General features: G+C 68.1%; 24 protein-coding genes and 1 pseudogene. 16 read left to right on the top strand and 9 right to left on the bottom strand.

Annotated features, from left to right (window positions below):
- Positions 1 to 301: 301 nt before the first annotated feature.
- The gene (locus Q392_RS32995) at positions 302 to 532 is read left to right on the top strand and encodes an ATP-binding protein (protein ID WP_211260285.1); all 231 of its coding nucleotides are present in this window, start codon (positions 302 to 304) and stop codon (positions 530 to 532) included.
- 135 nt (positions 533 to 667) lie between these two features.
- Here the strand turns inward: Q392_RS32995 and Q392_RS23675 are convergent, their stop codons facing one another.
- The 3 genes from Q392_RS23675 to Q392_RS32990 form a co-directional block, all read right to left on the bottom strand.
- Positions 668 to 979: a type II toxin-antitoxin system RelE/ParE family toxin gene (locus tag Q392_RS23675; protein WP_211260284.1), complete on the bottom strand. Its 312-nt coding sequence runs from the start codon at positions 977 to 979 to the stop codon at positions 668 to 670.
- Positions 969 to 1,211, bottom strand: a complete 243-nt coding sequence (locus Q392_RS23670) for a CopG family ribbon-helix-helix protein (protein WP_038213390.1) — start codon at positions 1,209 to 1,211, stop codon at positions 969 to 971. Before Q392_RS23670 ends, Q392_RS23675 begins: the two co-directional genes overlap by 11 nt.
- Before the next feature lie 172 nt (positions 1,212 to 1,383).
- On the bottom strand, positions 1,384 to 1,665 hold the full coding sequence (locus tag Q392_RS32990; RefSeq protein ID WP_157008180.1) for an AbrB/MazE/SpoVT family DNA-binding domain-containing protein: 282 nt from the start codon (positions 1,663 to 1,665) through the stop codon (positions 1,384 to 1,386).
- 471 nt (positions 1,666 to 2,136) lie between these two features.
- On the opposite strand from Q392_RS32990, the gene Q392_RS23660 reads away from it, so the two are divergent.
- The 8 genes from Q392_RS23660 (at position 2,137) to Q392_RS23625 (ending at position 7,082) form a co-directional block, all read left to right on the top strand.
- Positions 2,137 to 2,526 carry a DUF2958 domain-containing protein gene (locus Q392_RS23660; RefSeq protein WP_051953901.1) on the top strand — a complete coding sequence of 130 codons (390 nt, stop codon included), beginning with the start codon at positions 2,137 to 2,139 and terminating at the stop codon, positions 2,524 to 2,526.
- A gap of 540 nt (positions 2,527 to 3,066) precedes the next feature.
- Positions 3,067 to 4,701 (top strand): DUF3560 domain-containing protein, encoded by a 1,635-nt coding sequence (locus Q392_RS31455; protein ID WP_245610792.1) that lies wholly within the window; start codon positions 3,067 to 3,069, stop codon positions 4,699 to 4,701.
- Positions 4,662 to 5,228 (top strand): methyltransferase, encoded by a 567-nt coding sequence (locus Q392_RS33950; RefSeq protein ID WP_038213378.1) that lies wholly within the window; start codon positions 4,662 to 4,664, stop codon positions 5,226 to 5,228. Before Q392_RS31455 ends, Q392_RS33950 begins: the two co-directional genes overlap by 40 nt.
- Before the next feature lie 36 nt (positions 5,229 to 5,264).
- A complete protein-coding gene (locus tag Q392_RS23645) occupies positions 5,265 to 5,495 on the top strand; it encodes a hypothetical protein (protein WP_051953900.1) in 231 nt (76 codons plus the stop codon).
- Positions 5,496 to 5,557: 62 nt separating this feature from the next.
- Entirely contained in the window at positions 5,558 to 5,866 is a 309-nt protein-coding gene (locus Q392_RS23640; protein ID WP_038213376.1) for a hypothetical protein, read from the top strand.
- Between the two features lie 166 nt (positions 5,867 to 6,032).
- A complete protein-coding gene (locus tag Q392_RS23635; protein ID WP_038213375.1) occupies positions 6,033 to 6,269 on the top strand; it encodes an antitoxin in 237 nt (78 codons plus the stop codon).
- A complete protein-coding gene (vapC, locus tag Q392_RS23630; protein ID WP_038213372.1) occupies positions 6,266 to 6,676 on the top strand; it encodes a type II toxin-antitoxin system tRNA(fMet)-specific endonuclease VapC in 411 nt (136 codons plus the stop codon). The genes Q392_RS23635 and vapC overlap by 4 nt, the downstream gene beginning before the upstream one ends.
- Before the next feature lie 136 nt (positions 6,677 to 6,812).
- Positions 6,813 to 7,082 carry a type II toxin-antitoxin system TacA family antitoxin gene (locus Q392_RS23625; protein ID WP_211260283.1) on the top strand — a complete coding sequence of 90 codons (270 nt, stop codon included), beginning with the start codon at positions 6,813 to 6,815 and terminating at the stop codon, positions 7,080 to 7,082.
- A gap of 181 nt (positions 7,083 to 7,263) precedes the next feature.
- Here Q392_RS23625 and Q392_RS23620 read toward each other — a convergent pair whose 3' ends face one another.
- Positions 7,264 to 8,499 (bottom strand): MFS transporter, encoded by a 1,236-nt coding sequence (locus tag Q392_RS23620; protein WP_038213370.1) that lies wholly within the window; start codon positions 8,497 to 8,499, stop codon positions 7,264 to 7,266.
- Positions 8,500 to 9,183: 684 nt separating this feature from the next.
- On the opposite strand from Q392_RS23620, the gene Q392_RS23615 reads away from it, so the two are divergent.
- Positions 9,184 to 10,380, top strand: coding sequence for a hypothetical protein (locus Q392_RS23615; protein WP_157008178.1), 1,197 nt, complete (start codon positions 9,184 to 9,186; stop codon positions 10,378 to 10,380).
- Positions 10,377 to 11,003, top strand: a complete 627-nt coding sequence (locus Q392_RS23610; RefSeq protein WP_038213368.1) for a hypothetical protein — start codon at positions 10,377 to 10,379, stop codon at positions 11,001 to 11,003. The genes Q392_RS23615 and Q392_RS23610 overlap by 4 nt, the downstream gene beginning before the upstream one ends.
- 93 nt (positions 11,004 to 11,096) lie before the next feature.
- Here the strand turns inward: Q392_RS23610 and Q392_RS23605 are convergent, their stop codons facing one another.
- Genes Q392_RS23605 through Q392_RS23595 form a run of 3 tightly spaced genes read right to left on the bottom strand, consistent with a single transcriptional unit; the run spans position 11,097 to position 12,885 of the window.
- Positions 11,097 to 11,579, bottom strand: coding sequence for a hypothetical protein (locus tag Q392_RS23605; protein ID WP_038213367.1), 483 nt, complete (start codon positions 11,577 to 11,579; stop codon positions 11,097 to 11,099).
- Complete coding sequence (gene stbB / locus Q392_RS23600; protein WP_051953899.1) at positions 11,576 to 12,391, bottom strand: StbB family protein; 816 nt, start codon at positions 12,389 to 12,391, stop codon at positions 11,576 to 11,578. Before stbB ends, Q392_RS23605 begins: the two co-directional genes overlap by 4 nt.
- Positions 12,388 to 12,885 carry a hypothetical protein gene (locus tag Q392_RS23595; RefSeq protein WP_038213366.1) on the bottom strand — a complete coding sequence of 166 codons (498 nt, stop codon included), beginning with the start codon at positions 12,883 to 12,885 and terminating at the stop codon, positions 12,388 to 12,390. The genes stbB and Q392_RS23595 overlap by 4 nt, the downstream gene beginning before the upstream one ends.
- A gap of 444 nt (positions 12,886 to 13,329) precedes the next feature.
- Here Q392_RS23595 and Q392_RS23590 point away from each other — a divergent pair, with 444 nt between their 5' ends.
- Genes Q392_RS23590 through Q392_RS23570 form a run of 5 tightly spaced genes read left to right on the top strand, consistent with a single transcriptional unit; the run spans position 13,330 to position 20,832 of the window.
- Positions 13,330 to 13,704, top strand: a complete 375-nt coding sequence (locus Q392_RS23590; protein WP_038213365.1) for a hypothetical protein — start codon at positions 13,330 to 13,332, stop codon at positions 13,702 to 13,704.
- Between the two features lie 14 nt (positions 13,705 to 13,718).
- A complete protein-coding gene (locus Q392_RS23585; protein WP_051953898.1) occupies positions 13,719 to 15,392 on the top strand; it encodes a type IV secretion system DNA-binding domain-containing protein in 1,674 nt (557 codons plus the stop codon).
- 21 nt (positions 15,393 to 15,413) lie between these two features.
- Positions 15,414 to 18,416, top strand: a complete 3,003-nt coding sequence (gene mobF, locus Q392_RS23580) for a MobF family relaxase (RefSeq protein WP_051953897.1) — start codon at positions 15,414 to 15,416, stop codon at positions 18,414 to 18,416.
- Positions 18,417 to 18,451: 35 nt separating this feature from the next.
- Entirely contained in the window at positions 18,452 to 18,976 is a 525-nt protein-coding gene (locus tag Q392_RS23575) for a putative pterin-binding protein (protein WP_157008176.1), read from the top strand.
- Entirely contained in the window at positions 18,973 to 20,832 is a 1,860-nt protein-coding gene (locus tag Q392_RS23570; protein WP_157008174.1) for a hybrid sensor histidine kinase/response regulator, read from the top strand. The genes Q392_RS23575 and Q392_RS23570 overlap by 4 nt, the downstream gene beginning before the upstream one ends.
- A gap of 163 nt (positions 20,833 to 20,995) precedes the next feature.
- Here Q392_RS23570 and Q392_RS32985 read toward each other — a convergent pair.
- A pseudogene (locus tag Q392_RS32985) lies at positions 20,996 to 21,169 on the bottom strand (IS3 family transposase); the annotation flags it as partial.
- A gap of 62 nt (positions 21,170 to 21,231) precedes the next feature.
- A partial coding sequence (locus tag Q392_RS32225; protein ID WP_157008172.1) for a transposase domain-containing protein occupies positions 21,232 to 21,491 on the bottom strand: 260 nt, incomplete at its 5' end.

Here is a 21,491-nt window from a genome sequence, read left to right as displayed (position 1 = left end):
CAATGACAGCTACCGCATCACGCATGCCACGGCCAACTCGAAGAAACGTATCAGGGCTCGCGAGCAGGAGCGCAAGGAGGCCAAGGCGCCACCGGCAGACCTCGCCTGATCAACGCTGCGAAGGGACAAGGCGCTGCGGGCTTCGCCCTGCGCGCCCTCTAAGACCGAACATCAAGCAAAGCAAGAAAGGAGGAAACAGCTACAGTTATCCACAGTCGGCAACCACGAGGCCGGCTTCCATCCCCGGGTCAAAGTTCAACCGGCAGGGTGGGTCAAAGTTCAACCGGCGCCGACATTCCAGTTGGTCAGCCGCCGCTATGAGCGCGGCTCGATGCTGGTGACCAGCAACCGCTCGGTGGCCGAGTGGGGTGGCGTGTTCGGTGATGCGGTGGTCGCCACAGCGATCCTGGACCGGCTGCTGCACCACAGCCACGTGATCACGATCCGCGGCGACAGCTACCGCCTCAGAACGAAGCGCCGCGCTGGCCTGGTTAACCAGGCCAGCGCGAATACCGAAGCGACAACGAACTGATCATCAACCGGGGGGCAGAACTCAATGTCGTCAGGGGGCCAGATCTGGATGGCGCTTGACAGGCCGGCCCGGCGGATCGTTGCGGCCGTGTCGGCCTGCGCAGTCGCAGCCCCTTGATCTCGTCCATCTGCGAGTTCAGAAGGAGATAACGGATGCGCTACGCCTACCAGCGTGACGGCTGGCGCCTTGAACTGTGAACACGCGCAGGATCTCGATCGTCTGGCCTCGCACGCGGTACGGCACGAGGTAGCGTGTCTTCAAGCCAATCAGCTCGCGGGTGCCAGGAACCCGTCCCGGACGGCCAAGACCGGTCTGCTCGGCCAGCTTGGCGACACTGTCGAGCACACGCTGTAGAACGAGTTGCGCGGCCCTGGGATCATCCTGCGCGATGTCGCTGGCCTCCTCGTCCAAGTTGAGCAGCGCCTTGCGCAGCCATCTAATGCGCATTCACCTTCCATTTGTCGGCCATCGCCGCAAGCTCGTCCTCGGAGGCGAAGTCTCCAGCGTCGGCTTCCTCCAGTGCAGCCCGGATCTCGGCAACTTGCCATTCGTTGTTTTCGACAAAAGCCCGGATGGCCTCCGCGGCGAGAAACGACTTGCTGCGCTGGGTTGAGTCGGCGAGCCGGTCCAGGCGCAACTTGACGTCCTCTTCGAGTCGGATGGTCATGGTGGTGGACATACGGGCAACGGTCATCGTGCTGGGTTGTGTACATCGTAGTACAAGGACGTCCCTGTCGCGTTCCGTGGCCCCACGACGGTTCACCGCGAGTGCTCGAATCTGCTCTTGACCGCCTGCGCGCTTCGCTGCGGACGTCAGGTGGGGCATCTCCAGGTCGATGGAACCGCCGCCATCAGAAACGCTCAGGGCCGACCAGACCGTCACCGGCAAACTGGCCGCCGTGCTTGTCGGAGTCGTAGGCCGCCAGTCGATCTTCCAGCGTGCGCTTGGGGGCGCCGACCCTGCGTATCAGCAGGCCCTCGTCCACGAGCTGCACCACCACCGGTGTGCCGCTTTGGATGCGTGCCGCGCGCGCCAGGCGGGCAGGGATCCGCAGTCCGAGGCTATGTCCCCACACCTTGATCGTCTGCGGCGCCGCAACGGCTTCATGTCCCCTGTGAACTGCGGTGACCATGTTCGGGCTCCCATGAGTGTGCAAACCTGCTTTCTATGCGCTCCGCGGCAACCGGGAAAGCCATCGGCCCCGATGGCCTTGGGCGCTGCAAGCGTCGCGAGTGGCGCGGGCGCAAAGCCTGCTGGCGTTCTTCCAAACGTTACTGAGCGAACAGGCGGGCCCCTGGCGTGTCTTGCGTGGCGAGCGGTGCGGCAGTGATCGGACCCCCCCCGGCAGATCGCGGCCCCGAGAGCCGCCCGTGCTGGCCCGTGCCCGACTCGCTTCGCCTCGTGCGGGCCCGGAGGTGTGGGGGGTGGGGCTGGCTTGCTGTGACCTTCATCGTGCCACGCGGTTCTCGCCGTCAAGCCCGGCACGCCAGGCAGGGCCTGACGCTTGCGGCCTGGCGGCCGTCTTCGAGGCTTGACCGCTGCGCTGCCGCGTGACCCGACACGGTCAGGGCAATCCCGCCCTGCCACCGTTCAGGAGTCTCACATGGCCACGACGTCCACCGCGTCTCTTGCGTCTTCCCCGTTTCCCTTCATCACCGACGAGCAGTTCGAGCTGCTGCTGGCCAACGGCCGGATGGCGCGGCATCACGAGGCGCGCGGCGAACTCTTCGATCCGCATCCGGTCGTCAAGCTCTTCGTCCCGGGCTCGGGCGCGACCTGGCTGCTGACCTTCGTGGATCCCGGCTCGCCGTCCATGGCCTTCGGCCTGGCGGACCTGGGCTTTCCCGAGATGGGCTTCGTCAGCCTGGACGAGCTGGAGGAGATCCGCCGCGGCGGCGAGATGCCGTTGGAATACGACCGGGGCTTTCGCGCGGACAAGCCGCTGAGCCACTACGCGCGCGATGCGCGGCGCGCGGGCCGCATCGTGACCTGAGCCGGGGCCGGGTCTTCGGCCAGGAGGTCGCTGCCCGCCGGCGGCCTCCCTCACTCCTTTGCGTCTTTGCGTCTGCGACGCGCCGCGATGCCGTGCGGGCCGTGGCCGACGTGATTTCGGCGCCGGCCACGGCCCCTCGCGGCTGCGCCGCCAAGACGTGGACCGGCGCCGGCGAATCCCGATGACCCTGTTCAGCGCCGCCCGCCCCCGAAGGGGCTGTCGCCGAGTACCGCCAAGACGTTCTTCGTTCGTCCTGGCGCGCGCCGTCTTCTGTGCGTGTCCTTCGGCCCGATCGCTCCATGCGCCCTGGCGTTCGGTGCCTGGCCGATGCACTGCCCCTCGGCCCGCCTCTGTTCGACGCGGGCTGCGGCCGGCCCTGCCGCAAGGGTGAAGGCGCTGCCCGCGCGCCTCGCCCGGTCCTCACTGCGTTCGGCTGCGGCCTGCGGGCGCGCCCTTGCGGCCGGGCCGCTCCTCGCCCCGGAACGCGTCGAGGCGGCTCCGAGGAGCAGCGTTTTTTCCAACCACCTGAAAGGGCACATCATGAGCGATCCGACACCACGCACCGAAGACGACACGATCGACGCGGGCGTTCCTCCCGCACCCCCCGAGGCTCACCCAGGAGCAGGTGCTCCGGAAGTCCAGGGGGAAGATTCCACGGAGGCGGCCGAAGGCCGCGACGAGGACGCAGAGGATCGGGCGCAGGCGTTCCTCGGCACCGCGACCTATTCGCCCGAAGACAACAAGCTGCGCCTGTATCCCTTCGCGCGGCTGAGCCGCCCCGACTACGAGCGGGTCAAGGCGGCGGGCTTTTCGTGGGCCGCGAAGCAGGGTCTGTTCGTCGCGCCGATGTGGACGCCCGCGCGCGCGGCGCTGCTGAAAGCGGTGTGCGGCGAGATCGGGGACGAGGACCGCAGCCTCCTGGAACGCGCCGAGGACCGCGCGGACCGCTTCGAGGGCTACAGCGAGCGCCGGGGGCAGGAAGCCGAGGCCGCGCGCCGGGAGGTGGAGGCCATCACCGAGCACATTCCCCTGGGCCAGCCGATCCTCATCGGCCACCACAGCGAGCGGCGCGCCCGCAGGGATGCCGAGCGGATCCAGGGCGGCATGCGTCGGGCTGTCAGGCTCTGGGACACGCGCGACTACTGGGAGCGCCGGGCCCGGGCGGCCAAGGACCATGCCGACTACAAGCAGCAGCCGGCCGTGCGGTACCGGCGCCTGAAGGGCATCGAGGCCGACCTGCGCAAGAGCCACCGCATCGTGGAGGAGGCGCAGGCCTTCCTTCGGCTGTGGCGCACGCCCGGCCTGACGCAGGAGCAGGCCCTCGCCATCGCGGGGCGCGACAGCGTGCGCGTGGTCGAGAAGGGGAAGGCCTGGGGCACGTCGGCTTACGACCTGCTCACCCGCGACGACCCGAAGCCGTTGGCGGACGTGGTGGCGCTGGCGATCCGTTTCCACGAATCAAGGATCGCGCACCAGCAGCCCTGGATCGCGCACTACGAACACCGGATCGCCTACGAGCGGGCCATGCTGGAGGAGGGCGGCGGCCTGGTGGCCGAGGCGCAGGAGATCCAGGTGGGCGGGCAGGTGCGGATCGGCGACGTCTGGCTGACGGTGGTTCGAGTCAACAAGAAGGCCGGCAAGGCCGTGAGCGTCACCACGAATGCCCGCTATGTGCGGGTGCGCGGCATCGAGGAGGTCCAGGCCTATCGGCCGCCGAGCGATGCACAGGCGGCGGCGGTGAAGGCCGCACGCAAGCTGCCGCCGCTGGCGAACTATGCGCATGCGGGTGCCGTGGACATGAGCAAGGCCGATTGGGACCGCGCGCACAAGGACTACAAGGGCACGCGCGAGGTGGGGCAGGGCGCCCGCTACGAGGGCGGCGGTCCGCGCAACATCGAGAACGCCGACCTGTCCGGGCACGGCCTGCACCGCGTCCGGGTGATCGTGCACGGTGGTGCCTTGCGCTCGGTGTTCATCACGGACGCCAAGGTCGTGCAGCCGCCCCAGGTGGGCGAGGCGACGCAGCCCCGGGCGAGCGTGCCGGAACCTGTGCCTGCGGCGCCTGCGCCGGCCTCGCCGGCCGGCGACCCGCCTTGCGCTGCGACGCAGCCCGAGGGGCCGGGTCCATCGAAGCCATGCGCCGGACGCTGCACGCCGGCGGCGTCAAGGTGGTGAGCGCGCCGCAGCTCTTTCCGGCCCCGATGCTTTTGGCCGAGCGCATGGTGGCCCTGGCGGCGCCGCGTCTTGGCGAGCGTGTGTTGGAACCCAGCGCCGGCAGCGGCAACCTCCTGCGCGCCTTGCCGGGCGTGATCCAGGAGCGGGCACCCATCGGCACGTTGCGACAGACCGTCTGCGACGTGGTGGCGGTGGAATTGAACCTGGCGCTTCGCGATTCCCTGATCCACGAGGGGCTCGCACAGCGCGTGATCGGCGGCGACTTCCTCGCCTGCACGCCCGAGGACCTGGGCCTGTTCGACGTGATCCTGATGAACCCGCCCTTTGCGGACGGCGCCGACATCGCGCACATCCGGCATGCGCGCGAGTTCCTGGCGGTTGGCGGGCGATTGGTGGCCCTGTGCGCCGACGGTCCCCGCCAGCGTGAGCAGTTGCTAGCGCTCGGCGAGTACGAGCCGCTTCCGGAGGGCAGCTTCGCGAGCGTGGGCACGCAGGTGCGCGCGGCCTTGCTGGTGATCCGCACCTGAGCGCGGGCGCCTGAACCGACAGCACAAGGAGTTGTGATGAGGACCACCGACATGACGCCCACCTGGGGCGAGATCGGCCTGCTGACCTGGCGGCTGATCGTCAGCCAGGAAATCCGGGCCCTGCAGGCCTACCGCAGCGAGATCGCGCGCGCCTTCGCGATGGCCGAAGCGCTGAACCGGCTCAGCGCGCAGCTGAGCGAAGCGCAGCGCGAGGAGCGCGACCGGATCATCGGCGCGGAGATGCGCAAGCAAGGTGTCTCGGCATGACAGCCGGCCACCCGCCGGCCTTCGGCCGGCCGGGGGCCGGAATACCGGCCTGGCGTTGCGGATTGAGCAGCGACCACTCCTGGGCGCTGATCTTCGATGCCCGGCTGCACAACATTGCCGAGGTCCATCGGCCCGCTTTGCCGACCGGGCTGGATGACGGGCCGCCGCTGCCCTTCGAGCAGGCCGTGCTGCTGATGCGCTTCGCGCCGCAGCTGGCGGCGCTCGTGCGGGAGGTTGCAGCGGCGCCGGCCGACCGGCCCTTTGGCTTCCAACGTGGGCGCGACGTGCGTCATCGTGCGCGCACCCTATGGCGAGAGATCGCGCTCGACCTCCAGCGTGTCGCCGACTCAGCATCCGGCGATGCTGGGTGATCTCTATTTCCGTGCATTTGTGGCGCCTCGCCCTGAGCGCGCAGCGCAAGGCAGTTCCGTTCATTGGCGGAAGCTGTCTTTCATGGCCCAGGCCCTTCGTTGACATGATTCCGGATGGTGGATATCATTGGTAACTACCATCTTCAATCACCCAGGGGAGCCGACCATGGCAATCGCCGCAAAACTCTTCATGTCCGGCCGTAGCCAGGCCGTACGCCTGCCCAAGGCGCTGCGCTTCGAGGGGGAGGAAGTCACTGCCCGCCGCTTCGGCAACGGCGTCCTGCTGCTGCCGGTCGACGCGCCGTGGCAGTTGATGCGCGATGCGCTGGACGAATTCGAGCCAGGCTTCGAGTTGGAGCGCGAGCAACCCGAGCAGCAGCGGCGCGAGGACTGGCCGCAATGACCGAGACGCGCTTCCTGCTCGATACCAACACCTGCATCTACATCATCAATCGCCGCCCGCCCGAGGTTTTCACCCACTTCGACGGCCTGCGTGCCGGCGAGGTTGCCATCTCCAGCATCACTGGTGCCGAACTGGCCTTCGGCGTGGCCAAGAGTGGATCGCTGCGCAACCAGGCGGCGCTGGACAAATTCCTGGCGCCGCTGGATATCCTGCCCTTCGAAGAAGCGGCGATGCGTTGCTACGGCTCGCTTCGCAGCGAACTCGAGCGCAAGGGCACGCCCATCGGAGCGCTGGATCTGCTGATCGCTGGCCATGCGCTGGCTCTGGGCGCCACGCTGGTCACGAACAACCTGCGCGAATTCCAGCGCGTACCCGGCTTGCGAATGGAGAACTGGGTGGGCAGTTGAAAGCCCTTTCAAGCAAACGCCGGCCCGTCCTATGTTTTCTTGTTCCCCGCGGGGGGCTGGGCGCAACCCGCCCGAGGGGCGCTCTCTCCTGATCGTCGTAGCAATTCTGGTCATTACTTTGATGAAAGAGACCACCATGACCACCCGCTCTTCACGCCTGGGGCTGCGCGCAACGCCGCAACAGGAAGCTGTGCTGCGCCGCGCGGCCGAGGCCTCCAACAAGTCGATGACCGATTTCATCCTCGACAGCGCCTATCAGGCGGCCGAGCAGATCTTGCTCGATCAGCGGCTGTTCCTGGCATCCGCCAGCCAGTCTCAGGCGCTGCTGTCGCTGTTGGACCGGCCCGCGCACGGCAACGCTGGCTTGAAGGACCTGTTCTCGCGGCGGCCTCCCTGGAACGCCTGATGGCATTCGGCGCTCCCCAGGCGCTGGACGCGAGCCATCGGTTGGATGCGTTCGACGGCGGCAGGCCGGCACTCAACGACTGGCTGAGGCGGCACGCGCGTCAGGCGCAAGCTGCAGATCCGTAGGCCGAGGTCGCCGCGCGCCGGCATGGCCAGACGTTCGGCCCCCGCAAACCAGCCGGTCACGCTGCGCCGGCCGTGCGGCCGCCCAGCGTCGTCATGCGCCGTTGCGCCAGGCGACGCTCCTGCAGCAGGGTCAGGCCCACCGTCAGCGTCATGAAGACCGTCGCGGCCCAGAAGATGCCGCTGAAGCGGCCTTGGTCGAGCAGCCAGCCGAACAGCACCGGGCCCAGGGCGCCGCCGATGTTGAAGCCGGTGGACACGATGCCGAAGGCGCGGCCCTGCGCACCCTCAGGCGCCGCGGCGCGCACCAGCATGTCGCGCGAGGGCGCGATCACGCCGGTCAGGAAACCCGTCATGCCCAGGCACAGCACCAGCGCCCACGCCGGCAGATGGCCCCAGGCGACCAGCGCCGCCAGGACCGCGGCCGCGCCGAAGGCGCTGGCGGCCACCAGCCCGTGGCGCCGGGTGCGGTCGGCCAGGGCCCCGCCGGCCAGCACGCCGAAGGCGCTGGCGAAGAGGAAGGCCGTCACCGCCGTGTTGGCCCAGGACAGGCCGATGCCGTAGCCGCCCACCAGCGCCGACACGGAAAACTTCTCGATGGAGCCGGTGCTCAGGCTCAGCAGCACGTACAGCACCGTCAGCATGGCGATGGCCGGGGTGAGCACGCCCAGAGGCCGCGCCGGCGAGGCCGTGGACGGCTTGGCGGGCGCAGTGGCCGGGCGCTTGCGCATGGCCTGCGCTTCGTGGGCCGGGCCGATGCGCAGCAGAAGCCAGGCCGCCAGGCCCGCCAGCGCGGTGGTGGCGAAGGCCCAGCGCACCCCGCCCAGCGACGCGATGCCCATCAGCAGGCCTGGCGCCATGGCGCCGCCGAGGAAGCCGCAGAAGGTGTGGATGGAGAAGGCGCGTCCCATGCGCTTGCCCTCGATGCCGGCGGACAGCAGGGCGTAGTCGGCGGGGTGGTACACGCCGTTGGCCAAGCCCGCCAGCGCCATGGCCACCAGCAGCCAGGGGTAGCCGCCGAAGACGGCCAGCGAAGCGAAGGCGGCGCTGCCGAGCAGCAGCCCGGCCATGAGCACGCGCCGTGCGCCGAAACGGTCGACGGCGAAGCCCAGCGGCGCCTGCACCAGGGCCGAGACGATGTTGAACACGCTCAGGGCCAGGCCCAGTTCCACGAAGCCCACGCCCAGCACGCCGGGCAGCACCGGCAGCAGGGCCGGCAGCGCCATGATGTGCAGGTGGCTGACCAGGTGCGCGGCGGACACCTGGGTCAGGAGGCTGGGTTGGGGGAAGGGCATCTGCGTTGGTGGACGGCCTTGCTGGCGAATGCGCATGGCGTGCTCGGGGCATGGCATCGCCATGGCGGCAGGCTGTCTCGTCTCGTGGCCGTGTCTTTGGGCCAAATTCTAGGTGGGGGGCTCTGGCGTCGCAGGCGGGTGTGCCGATGTCCTTCGGGCGTCTCCCCGGCTTCGCCGGGGCCGGGCCCCTGCAGGTTCGCGCAGGCGCGCTCATCCCCTGCGAGGACGGCCTGCGGCCGCCTTCCGGACCCCTGACGCGGGGGGCCTGCGGCTCCCGGGACTTCGTCCTGAACAGCCCTTGATCAGACCTGCCTGCGGCAGGTGCAGGCGCTCGCCGCGCGGCGGTTCACGGATCGCCCTGAGCCGTAGCGACTTGGGGTGCCGTCTTTCCTGCGTCCTTCACCTTGTCGGTGACGGTGCGACCGCGGCGCCGGCGGACCGGCTGCGCCTGCAAGGGGTGTTCATAACGCTGGCGCGTTACGAATGCTTCCCCCTTGCTCCCCCGTCCCCGCGGTCGCCGTGGGTCGCCGGGCGAAGAACTCAGGAAAGACGGCGGCCGGCCACCGACCCGCCGGCCGGCGCGATGCCGGAACCCTCATCCCGAGGGGCTCTGAATCTAGGAATCCGGCCTTCGCTTCTTTTCTGGGCGCATTCGTCCGATGTTCAACCCGCAAGGAGATGGCCATGTCCACTGTTTCGATCGATGCAACCACCGACTCGCAAGTTCCTCCCTGGGATAGCGAACCCGGCGAGGACGCGCTGGCCGAAGAGGTGCGCGCCGAGGGCTGGGGCTGGGTGGCATGCGAGCACGGACGCCTCGCCCTGGACCTGCGCCGCTACGGCACGGAGCCGATGACACGGCGGGAGCCCTCGGCCGACGAACTCGTCGTGCTGGCCCGGCTGGAAGCCGAGCGCGAGCGGCTGATCGCGGCCTACGACGCCAACGAGGCCGAGCGCGATCCGCACAGCGCGGTCTACTGCTCGCAGGAGCAGTACCTGTGCAGCGCCATCGATGACGTGCAGGAGCGCATGGAAGCGGCAGAAGACGCCCTGCGGGCATGGACACCCGAGCAGATGGACCGCCTGGGCGCGGTGGTCTGTGTCGATGCGGCCGGCGAGGTGATCGTGCACCGGGGTGTGTTCCGGCGCGGCGGGCGGCCGGCATCTGGCGGGGCGCCTCGGCGGGAAGCGGGCGACCCGCGCCTCCTGCGCGACCTGAGCGCCCATCGCACCGCCGCCCTGCAGGCGATGGTGATGCAAAGCACGCAGGGCGCGCTGGCGATCCTGGCGCACCGCATGCTCGAATCTCTCTTCGAGCGGCACGGGCCGGGCAATGACGTGGTGAAGGTGCACATCCGGCCGACCACGGACGATGCGCTGTCGGCCGACGCGACGGACTATGAGAACTCCCCGGCGGGATGGCTGCTCGCGAGCGCCCACGCCGAATGGAGCGCGTGCCTGCCCGCCACTTCGGAAGCCCTCTTTCACTGGCTGCTCGACCTCGATCAGGAGGCGCTGCTGTCGCTGCTGGCCTACTGCACGGCCCGCTGCATCACGGCGGTGTCGGAGGGCGAGCGCCGCAGCGACCTGGGCGACCTGGGCGACGTCATCGCGCGGGCGTTCAGCCTGGACATGGCGGACTGGTGGACGCCGACCGCCGACAACTACCTGCGGCATGTCAGCCGGCGCGAGGCCGTCGCGGCGGTGCGTGAAGCCACGGGCCAGGACTGCACGCACGCCGTGTCCGGCATGCGCCGGGAAGAAGCCGTCCGGTACTGCGCGGCCCGGCTGGAAGGCACGCGCTGGCTGCCCGAGGCGCTGCGTACGCTGGACGTGCAGGGCGAGGCCGCGCAGGGCTCGGCTGTCGGGAGCGAGGCATGAGCGAGGGCTTCCAGATCACCGAGGGGCCGAAGGTGGTTCACCCGCACAACGGCCCCGGCGGCCTCTACATGCAGCTTCTGCGCGACCACCGCACGCCGCTGGAGGAGTGCTATCCCGTGCTCCGGCGGCTGGCCCGCGAACATGGATATGACCCGGAAGGCAAGGGGCTGATCGGTCCGCCGTGCGGGCACGGCATATCTACGGTCACCCATGCCGTGTGGTTCCACGACCGGCTCACGGAGCCGCCCCGCCCGGCCTTGGGCGCGGCATTCATCGCGCGGACGCTGCGGGTGTCTTCGGCGCACCTGCCGTGGGAAGGCTGCGCCCAGCGGATCGACGCCGAGCAGCGCCGGGGCGAAATCTACGCGAACATCCATGCGGGCTCGGAATTTCTCTCGGTGCGACTGCACGAGGACGGGTGGACCATCCTGCTGTGGCGCGACAACGAGGCGGCGATCCGCCGCCTCGCGCAGGAGCAGCCCGAGGTCTGGATGCCGCTGAACAAGCTGATGGCGTTGGCCATCGAGCACGGCTGCCAGTACCTGGAGATCAGCGGGGACCACGAGCAGCTGCCGGACGCGTACCACTTCGCGCGGGTCGACTGGCCCGAGAAGGAATCATGATCGGCAACACCTCGCGCGCCGCCGGGCCGGCGAGTCTGCCTCGCCGGTCCGCCTGTCATGACGCGCGGCACACCGGTGTTCGACGTTCAGCCGTCACGACCGGCCGAGCAACCCATGCAGCTTCGTGCGTGTGGCCGCATCGAGCGAGGGCCACGCCGACGTCAGCGCGCGGCCGAGCCGGGCCTGTTCCAGCACGTCGCGCATGCCAAGCCACAGCACGCCGGCGAGCAGGACCGCCGTCACCGCCGCGCTGATCGCGCAGGCGCGCCAGATGCGGGCAGGCCTGCGGCCCGCCGCGCCCATCGCGCCGCTGTCCACCCGCGAGGGCAGGGCGCTGCCCTGCATCGCGGTCTCGATCCGCGCGGCCGATGCGGCGAGCTTGCGTCCGGCCTCCAGCAGGAGGGGCTGCGCATCGACCGACTGCTGTACCAGGCGGCCGAGCGTCTCCAGGTCGGCGTCCAGTTCCTCGCGCACCTTCGTCAGCGTCGCCGCCGCTTCCTCGGCGCGCTGGATCAAGGGATCGACATCCTCCAGCAGGATGCGCAGCGCCGCATGCTGCACGCTGACTGCATTCATGCGCGCCGCCTCGGCGCCACGGCCTCGGCGGTGGCCGTCTCCGGGACGTCCTCGCGCGCGTGCTTGCCCGCCGCTTCCTGCGGGAACAGCATCGCATGCACGCGCGCGAGGTTGCGCTGCGCCGTCACGGCCAGGTCATGCGTCATCTGTCCGGTCATGGCGCGCTCCAGCGCCTCCATGTCGCCGCTGCGCTTGGCCGCCTGGCGCTCTGCCTTCCAGTCGGTGGCGCCCTCGGCCAGTTCGCGCACCGTGCGGCCCAGTTCCTTGGCCATCTCGTAAGCCTCGTTGCGGTCGATCACCGCGTGCGGCGCGAAGACCGCCTTGCCCTGGCCGTCGGCAGCGGCATAGCCGAGCACCTGCGCATAGACGATCTCGACGGGCTCGGCCGCGTCGGTCGCGTACTGGTTGAAGACCACCCGCACCCGGCGCCCGTCCAATCCCAGGCCGTGCAGCCAGTCGATGGTGGCGATGGTGTCGCGCTGCTGCTTGTCGGCCGGCACCGTGGGCACGAGCACGAGGTCGAATTCGCCGACGGCGCTCCTGAAGCGCTGCATCTCGCTCATGAAGGCGGCCACGTTGGAGGCGCCCACGTCCACGATGACCTCGTCGGCCATCATGAGCTCGCGGAAGATGTCCTTGAAGCGGCTGGCGCTCAGTTCCTCCACGTCCAGGCCTGCCACGTCGTTGGCGGCGCTGGCGTTGAGGGACTCCACACTCAGGATGCGTGCACCGGGCATGAAGGCGGCCAGCAGGTGCACGGCCAGGGTGCTCTTGCCGACATTGCCGGAGAGGTTCAGGACACAGATCTTCATGAGGGATCCTTGCGGGACGGGGTGGCGGTTGATGCGATGGCGCGGCCCCGCCGGCGGTAGTCCTCGCGCGCGATGCGCGCGTAGTCCTTGGAGGCCGTGACCCGCGCGCGTTCAAGTGCGGCGAGCATGTCGGTGGTGGACGACGTGCCGCTGCCTTGCACCGGCTCCGGGGCCGCGCGCAACGCGCAGACCTCTACTTGCGGCGCCCCAGAGAGCCGCGCCGCGCCCGACGGCGCCCCGGCGGCCGGATCCGTCTGGGTCTTTCCGTCCCGTGACCGGGCGCGCCGGAGGGAGACGCGGTAGGTGTTCCAACTGACCGCCAGGCCGCCGGCGGTCATGGCGTCGTGGATGGCGCGGTGCGGATGGCCCCAGCGCACGGCCTGCTGGATCAGGTCTGCCAGGCGCGCAATGACCAGCGCATGGCTTCGCAACTGCTGGGCGACCAGCAGCGCGGTGCGTTGCCGGATGAGATCGAGCGGGCTGTCTTCAACCACGATGGATAGTCAAACGAATCATTGGCGCGTACATTCTGGCCCGTGACGGCGCCGAATGATTCGTTGAATTGTCTCTTTGGGATACGGATGGGGTACATCCGGGGTACGGATCGGGTACGCGAGATGCGGCGTCGCTCCGTGGAAAGGGTGCAGCTGGAGTACGGACTGAGTGCATGCGGGGTACAGATCGGCCTTTGTGCCTTCGGCCTGTTGTCACGCCCTCGGTCGATCCTGCGGCTCGACCGAGCCGTTGACGCCGCGAAAGGGGTGTCTGAGGTGGGGTTCGGGCCCCTCCCGACCCGCCTAAGGGGGCATACACCATACGCACCTACAAGGTGCCGGCCAGGCCGCATGGATGCTGGCTTCCGCTGTGTTACAGAGGATCCGGCGCGTGTTACTTCGAGATCGCTCTTCACTGGGGCGATGGCCGCGGTGGCGTAACACATGGGCCGCTACGTTCCGATCCGCTTCAACGACGAGGAAGCTGCGAGCCTGGAGCGGTCGTTCGCCGCGTCGGAGGACGTCGCGTTGAGCACGCACATCAAGCGCGTCTACTTCGACGCGGTTCGCCTGCAGGTGGACGTGCTGCAGGACATCCGCCGCGACATGGGCCGCATCGAAGCCGGTGTCGAGCGTCTGCGCGAACTGCATGCCGAGCCTGGCGAGCGGCTGAACGATCCGCAGAACGTCGACATGATGCTCAGCATTCTGTGCGGCCTGTACGTCATGGTGCGCAAGTCGGTGGGTGAGAGCATCCGCGCGCAGGCCGACCAGGTGCTGGAGTTCACCGCCATCGAGCGCTACCTCAAGGATCGCTGAGGAGCACCGCTGTCATGTACGTCAATCACCGCACGCCCGACAACACACTGCGCTCGTGGCTGGCCCTCGGTGTGATCGCGGCCGTCGTTGCCGGCTGGATCGCCAACGTGGCCCTGTACTACCGTCTGCCTGGGCCGCTCTTTGCCAAGGGCCTCTTGTACGCCGCGAAGCAGACCCCGTTCCTGCCGGTGCTCTGGATTGGTCCTGCGCTGGGTTTCGTGCTGGGCGTCGCGGTCTTCATCGTCGGCGTCAAGCGCTACGCCAATCACTTCGGCGGCTCGGTCTTCGTGACCCGTCTGCGCGGCCCGCGCATGGTGAGCCAGACCCTGTTGGCCGCTTCCACCCGCAAGCGGGGCGGCACGCAGCAACTTCGCTTCGCCGGCATGCCGGTGCCGCGCGAAGTCGAGAACACCCAGTTCTTCGTGGGCGGCTCCACCGGCACCGGCAAGAGCGTGTGCATCAGCGACTACGTGGACAGCGCCGTGCAGCGCCGGGACCGCGTCATCTGCGTCGATCCCGACGGCGCCTCCATGCGCTACTTCTACCAGCCCGGCGACATGATCCTGAATCCCTTCGATCGGCGCAGCCAGGGCTGGAGCATCTTCAACGAGATCCGCACCAGCTTCGACTGCGAGCAGTACGCGATCAGCCTGATCCCGCGCAGCCCTTCCACCGAGCAGGAGACCTGGAACAGCATGGGCCGCACCATCGTGAGCGAGACCCTCACGGTGCTGCTGCGCCAGGGCGCGGGCACGACCGAGCGCCTGGTCTACTGGCTGACCACCGCCAGCAACGACGAACTCAAGGCACTGCTCGCCGGCACGCCGGCGGCAGGATGCTTCCACGGCGCGCCGGACACGCTGGCGAGCATCCGTACGGTCCTGACCCAGTACATCACCCCTCACAAGTACCTGCCCTCGGGCGACTTCTCCTTCCGGGATTGGCTCGACACCGGCCGGGGGAGCCTGTGGATCACCTGGCGCGAGGACATGCTGCAGGCGCTCAAACCCCTGATCTCCTGCTGGACAGATGTGACCTGCGCGAGCGTGCTGTCGATGGCGGAGGACGCGGACCGCCGCATCCACCTGGTGTGCGACGAGCTCGACTCCCTGGAAAAGCTCAACTACCTGATCGACGCCGCGACCAAGGGCCGCAAGAAGGGCCTCAGGATCATGGCGGGCGTCCAGTCCCTGGCGCAGCTGAACGACATCTACGGCAAGGACGATGCGCTGACGCTTCGCAACTGCTTTCGAAGCTCGTTCCTGTGCGGCATCGGCGAACTGGACACCTACACGGCCGAGGAGTTCTCGCGCGGGCTCGGCGAACACACCGTCCTGCGCCGCGCGCCCAGCCCGTACAGGCGCGCCGCGGGCGGGGCGGGGACGCCCTCGCTGCGCCAGGACACAGAGCGGCTGGTCTCGCCGGCCGAGTTCCATTTGCTGCGCAACCTCACGGGCTACGTGAAGCTGGCGGGCAGCTACCCCATGGCCCGGGTGTCGCTGCGGTACAGGAAGCGCCCGGTCGTGGTCGAGCCGATGCTCATGGCCGAGGGCTTCAATGACCGGCCGCAGCAGGAGAACCTGCTGTTCTCGGCGGGCGCGACAGCAGGCTTTGCCACGCAGACCGGTGCCGGCGCTGCGACGACGCGAGCCGCGGCCGCCGCCCAGGCTTTGTCCCCGGCACCTTGAACCTTCAAGGACGGCACAGGCATGCTCTCTTTCAAGTTCGTCGCCGACGCCACCCGGGCCGGGCACTACTTCGAATCCTCGGACGACTACTACGGCAAGGAGGGCCATCGCGGGGACTGGATCGGTGCCGGCGTGGCGGAGCTGGGCCTGCAGGGTGCCCAGGGGGTCGAGCGGGAGGTCTTCCAGAACCTGCTGGAGGGTCGGCTGCCGGACGGCCGGCAGCTGCGCACGGCCAAGACCCGCGGCAGCCAGGACCGCAAGGGCATCGATTTCACCTTCAGCGCGCCGAAGTCCGTGAGCATCCAGGCGCTGGTGCAGGAGGACGCTCGCATCGTCGCCGCGCACGACGCGGCGGTGAAGAAGAGCCTGGAGTTGATGCAGGAGTTCGCTGCGACCCGCAGGAAAGAGCAGGGTAAGTCCTTCCGTGAGCGCACCGGCAACCTCGTGGTGGCGACCTTCCGGCATGAACTGTCGAGAGCGCAGGACCCCCAGCTGCACACCCATGCCATCGTGATGAACATGACGCGGCGCTCGGACGGCCAGTGGCGGGCGCTGTCGAACGAGGACATGCTGCGCAACGTGAAGATGGTGGGCGCCTTCTACCGCGCCACGCTCGCGGAGGAACTCAAGAAGCTGGGCTTCGAGCTGCGGGAAACGCGCAAGGGCGGCTGGGAGCTCGCCCATGTCTCCGACGCCGTGATCCGCCACTTCAGCCAGCGCAGCCGCGAGATCGAGACCCTGCTCGCCGCGCGAGGCCAGGCCCGAGAGACCGCCACCACCGCGCAGAAGCAGGTGGTCACGTTGGCCAGCCGCCGCAAGAAGACCGAGAGCGACCGGGCGTGGTTGCGCGAGCATTGGCGGCAGACCGCGCGCGAGGCAGGGCTGGACCTCCGAGCACAGGGACAGATGCAGGACGACGCGCAACGCGCGCGGTCGTGGAGGGGCCGTTTCGGGTTCGGTGACGAGGCGCCTGCCGCCTCCGGAGCGTCGCGCCACGCGGCTGACGATGCCGTCAACTTCGCCATCGCGCACCTGGCGGAGCGCCAGGGGATCTTCTCGCGGGCCGAGTTGCTGGAAGTCGCCTATGGGTGGGCTGCAACCCGCAGCACCACCCAGGAAGTGCGCAGCGCCTTGGAGGCGGCGCGGACAGACGGCCGCTTGCTGCCTGAATTGGCGCTCTACCAGACGGCCCGGTCCCTGAACATCAGTGCCGGCGAACTCGCGCGCGACCCGAAAGCCAGCCAGTTCAAGGGCCACGATGACTTCGAGAAGCTGACCCGTGCGTCCTGGATCGCCCTGACGATGGCCACGCGCGGGCAGTCGCAGGCCCAGGCCGAGGCCTCGGTCGACGCCGCGATCGAGCGCGGCGCGCTGGTGCCCTCGGAGCCGCGTTTTGCCACGCCACAGGCCCGACGCAGCGAGAACCGTATCCTGGGCATCGAGAAAGCCGGCCGGGGCGCGGTTGCACCGGTGGCCACCGCCGACACCGTGGACGCCATGCTCGCGGCGAGCGACCTCAACCGCGGCCAGCGCGACGCGGTGCGCATGGTGCTCACCGCGCGCGATCGCTTCGTCGGCATCCAGGGCCTGGCCGGCACCGGCAAGAGCCACATGCTGGCCAAGGCGGTGGAGGGCATCAAGGCGCAGACCACCCGCCTGTCGGCGCGACAGGGCTATCGCGTGATGGGTCTCGCGCCCTACGCCTCGCAGAACGAAGCGCTGGCGGCCCTGGGCATGGAATCCCGGACATTGGCCTCCTTCCTGGAAAGCTCCAGGCGGCAAAAGGAGCTGGACGCCAAGTCCATCGTGTTCCTGGACGAGGCCGGCGTGGTGCCGGCGCACCAGCTGGAGAAGCTCATGGCCATCGTCGAGCGGCAGGGTGCACGCCTGGTTCTCAGCGGCGACCGCAAGCAGACCCATGCGGTGGAGGCCGGCAAGCCCTTCGAGCAGCTACAGGACGCGGGCATGACCAAGGCCTTCCTCACGGAAATCAAGCGCCAGAAGAACGAGGTCATCAAGGCGGCCGTGGTCCACGCGGCCAACAACGAGGTGCCCAAGGCGGTACAGGTTCTTGAGCCCCACGTGGTCGAGGTGAGGATCGATCAGATTCGCTACGAGCAACTGGCCCGCGCCTATGTCTCGCTCCCGGAACACGAGCGGCGGGAAACGCTAATCGTGGCCGGCACCAACGACGCGCGGCGTGCCATCAACGCGCTGGTCCGCAAGGGGCTGGCGCTGCCCGACGGCGAGCAGGTGGTGGTGCTCCACAACGTGGACATGACCCGCGCGGAGCTTCGTTCGGCGCAAAGCTACGAGACTGGCCAGATCGTGGTGCCCCAGCGCACCTACGGGCAGCAGCTGGCCAAGGACGAACAACTCACGGTGGTGTCGCACGATGTGCGCACGAACCTTCTCACGGTCCAGCGCGAGAACGGGCAGCAGGTGGCTTTCGATCCCGAGAAGAGCTACATGCTGCGCCTCTACGAGCGCGATTGCGTGGACCTGGCGCCGGGAGATTGGGTGCGGGTCACGGCCAACCACAAGGCCCTCGGCATCTACAACGGCGAGCGCTACGAGGTGGCAACGGTGGACAGGAGCTTCGTGGCACTCAAAGGCCCAAAGGGCGACGTCCGGCTTGACCGCCGGCGGCCGCTTCACCTGCAGCACGGCTATGCGAGCACCATCCATTCGGCGCAGGGTCTCACCAAGAACCGCGTGCTGGTCGAGGCGAACACCAAGAGCCTGACCAGCAATCGGGCGGTCTTCTATGTGGCCATCTCCCGGCCTCGGCGTGACATCACGCTCTTCACCGATGATGCTTCGAAGCTGGCGGCGGCGATGAGCCGGGAGCCCAAGAAGTACGCCGCGCTGGAGTTGCGCGACCCGCGCAACGAGGGTGTCGTGTTGCAGGCCAAGGTCGATCGCAGCGCCAAATACCGCTTGGCGGCGCAGTTGCGGCGTGCCGGAAATTCGACCGTTCGTGTGCATCAGGAGGTCCGAGCGCCAACGGCCGCCAGGCGTTAGGCTCGACCCACAGGTCCGAAGAGAAGTTGTTCACCATGAGGCTGCGTCACTTCATCTTGTCAGTCGTTTGCTGGGTGGCCTGGGCCGCGGCCGCTCCCGCCCTCGCGGGGCCGTGCTACCGGGACGCTTTCCTGGTGCTTGGCGCCGCCGGAGATCGCGGTCAGGGTGCGTCTGGCGGGAGCAGTGCCGCGCCGAAGGAGTTGCTGCTCACGCAGCAGCAGGTGCTGGACCTGCCGTTGAACAGCATCGTGACGGCCACCGACTGGACGCCCGAAAGCCGATTCGAGGGGCCCTTTCTCAAGGACGTGGTGGCGCTGGTGGCCACCAACGGCACGCGGCTGGACGTGCGTGCCTTGAACGACTACGCAGCGAGCATTCCCTGGGAGGACATGGTGCAGTTCAATCCAATCCTGGCGTACAAGCAGAACGGCCAGCAGATGAGTCGGGACCGCTTCGGTCCGCTTTTCATCGTCTATCCGCGCGACAGCCATCCGGCATTGCGCTCGCCCCTGTTCTCGGCCCGCATGGTCTGGCAGGTCTGCCGGATCGACGTCCGGTGAGGCGCGAAGTGGCGGCTGCTGGCGAACCCGTCGACGCATCGCCCCACGGCGACACGCGTGTCAAAGGTGATCGATGGCTGCGCTGTTGGCCCAAGCGCTGGCGCTACTACGGCGTCCTGCTTTTCTTTCCCGTCCTGAGCTTCATCGGCTTCTACCTCGTACTGAGACCGACAAGCCCGGCATGGCCTGAGCATGAGCCAGCCGAAGGCTTCTATTGGTCCGCTGCACAGTATCAGCTGGCATTGGGCAAGGTGCGGGAGCAGTTGCTTGCGCTGGTTGTCCAGGGCGACCCCCTGACGGCGTCGGATGTCGACGAACTGCGTGTTCGATCCGACGTGCTCGTCTCCCGCGGACGGTTACTGAGCGAACCCTCGGAAATCCAGCAGCGCCTGCAGCGATTGGCGGCGTACGACGCGACCGTGGCGGCGCTCTTGCGCTTCGAAACGCATCTTGCGCTCATCATGCGTCGCGAGCCTTTCACGGCGGCGGATGCGCGCGAAGCACTGCTGCTCTTCCCCGACGCCGAAGCAGCCGCCTCACGCTTTGCCAATAGCGCCCGCCAGCGCGAGATCGACGGCCGCAATGATCTTTATTCGAACCTGATCGCGCGCGAAAACGACCGGCTGTTCTGGGGCCTGATGCTTTGGGCGGTCTTCAACGGGTGGCTCTTCTGGATTCTGCTGTCTCAGATCCGCGATCGCGCTCGCATGACGGCGCTGAATGCGGCGCTGGCGGGCGAAAAAGCAGCCCGGGAACAACTGCGCGAGGAAATGAACACCAAGGCGCAGTTCCTCAGCATGGTCAGCCATGAGCTGCGTTCGCCGCTGCAGGTGGTGGTCTCCTCGGTGGACTTGCTGGGCATGGAGGTGCCACCGTCCGAGCGCAGCAGCGCGGTTGCGCGCATTCGCCGGGCCTCGCTCATGATGGGCGTGCAGTTGCGCGATCTGCTGACCATCGCGCGTGGTGAGGCAGGACGCCTGGAAATGCAGCCGGAGTCCTTCGAGGCCACGGAACTGGTGCAGGACGTGGGCAACGTGGCCGCGCATGCCGCGCGCTCGCGGGGATTGCGGTTTCGCATCGAGGTGCCGGACGAGCCGGTCTTCGTGCGGGCGGACGTGCAGCGCATCAGCCAGGTACTGGCCAATCTGGTGAGCAATGCGGTCAAGTACACGCGCGAGGGCGAGGTGTCGATGACCTTGATGCCCTCTGAAATCGCGTCGGGGCGGATCCGGGTCATCGTTGCCGACACGGGGCCGGGATTGCCCGCCGACGCCATGGCGCGGCTGAAGACGCCTTTGCTCCGCATCGAGGAGTGGAGGCCTCGTCATGACGGCTCCGGCCTGGGCCTGGCGATCGTTCGCACGGTGATGGATCATCTTGGAGGAACGCTTGATGTCCAGTCCGCTCCTGGCGAAGGAACCCGCTTCGAGGTCAGCATTCCGGTGGTCTTCGAGGACCCCGACGAGGTGCCCTCGGACAGCACGTCCGACGGTTTGGTGCTAGTGGTGGACGACCAGGCCGACATCTCCGATTCGGTCTCGGCATTGGTCAAGGGCTACGGGCATCCCTGCCACGTTGCGGCGTCCGGCGAGGAGGCGCTGCGCCTGTTGGCGCAGCACCGCTACGAAACCTGTTTTCTGGACCTGGACCTGCCGCAAGTGGGTGGCATTGAGCTCGCGCAGCGCATCCGCCTCATAGATGGTGTGAACCGCAACACCTACCTCGTGGCGATCACGGCCTATCGTCACACATTGGAGCTGGAGGTCTTCGATGAAGTCCTGATCAAGCCGGTGGAAGGGCTGCGGGTGAAATGGAACCTGGATCACCGGTTCGGCGCGAGGGCTGCCCGGCGCTAAATTCCAGAGGCTCAGCGCGTCGGAAGATGCTGAAGCCGCCGCCAGCCAATCACAGGGCATCTACGCAATTCATGCAAATTGAAGATTCATTCTTGCATTTGCAAAGTCGTTCGTCGGCTCGGGTTGAACCGCCCCGGCTTTCGCGGAGGCCGATTGGCTTGAGTCAGGCCGGAGTGGCCTGCTGCTCAAGATTGCGATAGTAGGTGGTCTCGAACTCGGCGGGCGGCACGTAGCCCAGCGGGGCCATCAGCCGATGGTTGTTGAACCATGACACCCACTCCAAGGTCGCTAACTCCACCGCCTCTCTGGTCTTCCAGGGCGCCCGGCGATGGATCAACGTATGCGTCTGGCCAAGTCACCTTGCCCCCGAGCGGGCGAGCGTGTAGCCGGTGATTGCGCTCAGGCAGACGGCTTCCAGCGGTGTGGCAGCAGGTCTTCAACTCGGCTGGCCGGTTGAGTCGGCAGCCGCTCGAGCACATCCTTGAGATACGCAAAGGGCTCGTGCCCGTTGATGCGTGCTGAGTGCAGTAGGCTCATGATCGCCGCCGTCCGCTTGCCCGCGCGCAGGCTGCCGGCGAACAGCCAGTTCGATCTACCCAGCGCGATCGGTCTGATGTGGTTCTCCACCCAGTTGTTCGAGATCGGCACGTCGCCGTCAT

Source organism: Xenophilus azovorans DSM 13620, from assembly GCF_000745855.1.
GTDB classification, from domain to species: Bacteria; Pseudomonadota; Gammaproteobacteria; order Burkholderiales; family Burkholderiaceae_C; genus Xenophilus; species Xenophilus azovorans.
The sequence above is the reverse complement of the archived record's forward strand: the minus strand, read 5'-3'. Positions and strand labels throughout refer to the sequence as shown.

Bases quoted from the DNA above. Each gene is read 5' to 3' on its own strand.
- Q392_RS33950 (WP_038213378.1), top strand. From the start codon at position 4,662: ATGCGCCGGACGCTGCACGCCGGCGGCGTCAAGGTGGTGAGCGCGCCG.
- Q392_RS23660 (WP_051953901.1), top strand. From the start codon at position 2,137: ATGGCCACGACGTCCACCGCGTCTCTTGCGTCTTCCCCGTTTCCCTTC.
- Q392_RS23635 (WP_038213375.1), top strand. From the start codon at position 6,033: ATGGCAATCGCCGCAAAACTCTTCATGTCCGGCCGTAGCCAGGCCGTA.
- Q392_RS23675 (WP_211260284.1), bottom strand. From the start codon at position 979: ATGCGCATTAGATGGCTGCGCAAGGCGCTGCTCAACTTGGACGAGGAG.
- stbB (WP_051953899.1), bottom strand. From the start codon at position 12,391: ATGAAGATCTGTGTCCTGAACCTCTCCGGCAATGTCGGCAAGAGCACC.
- vapC (WP_038213372.1), top strand. From the start codon at position 6,266: ATGACCGAGACGCGCTTCCTGCTCGATACCAACACCTGCATCTACATC.
- Q392_RS23620 (WP_038213370.1), bottom strand. From the start codon at position 8,499: ATGCCCTTCCCCCAACCCAGCCTCCTGACCCAGGTGTCCGCCGCGCAC.
- Q392_RS23645 (WP_051953900.1), top strand. From the start codon at position 5,265: ATGAGGACCACCGACATGACGCCCACCTGGGGCGAGATCGGCCTGCTG.
- Q392_RS23590 (WP_038213365.1), top strand. From the start codon at position 13,330: ATGGGCCGCTACGTTCCGATCCGCTTCAACGACGAGGAAGCTGCGAGC.
- Q392_RS23670 (WP_038213390.1), bottom strand. From the start codon at position 1,211: ATGTCCACCACCATGACCATCCGACTCGAAGAGGACGTCAAGTTGCGC.
- Q392_RS23605 (WP_038213367.1), bottom strand. From the start codon at position 11,579: ATGAATGCAGTCAGCGTGCAGCATGCGGCGCTGCGCATCCTGCTGGAG.
- Q392_RS32990 (WP_157008180.1), bottom strand. From the start codon at position 1,665: ATGGTCACCGCAGTTCACAGGGGACATGAAGCCGTTGCGGCGCCGCAG.
- Q392_RS23575 (WP_157008176.1), top strand. From the start codon at position 18,452: ATGAGGCTGCGTCACTTCATCTTGTCAGTCGTTTGCTGGGTGGCCTGG.
- Q392_RS31455 (WP_245610792.1), top strand. From the start codon at position 3,067: ATGAGCGATCCGACACCACGCACCGAAGACGACACGATCGACGCGGGC.
- Q392_RS23615 (WP_157008178.1), top strand. From the start codon at position 9,184: ATGTCCACTGTTTCGATCGATGCAACCACCGACTCGCAAGTTCCTCCC.
- Q392_RS23625 (WP_211260283.1), top strand. From the start codon at position 6,813: ATGACCACCCGCTCTTCACGCCTGGGGCTGCGCGCAACGCCGCAACAG.
- Q392_RS23585 (WP_051953898.1), top strand. From the start codon at position 13,719: ATGTACGTCAATCACCGCACGCCCGACAACACACTGCGCTCGTGGCTG.
- mobF (WP_051953897.1), top strand. From the start codon at position 15,414: ATGCTCTCTTTCAAGTTCGTCGCCGACGCCACCCGGGCCGGGCACTAC.
- Q392_RS23610 (WP_038213368.1), top strand. From the start codon at position 10,377: ATGAGCGAGGGCTTCCAGATCACCGAGGGGCCGAAGGTGGTTCACCCG.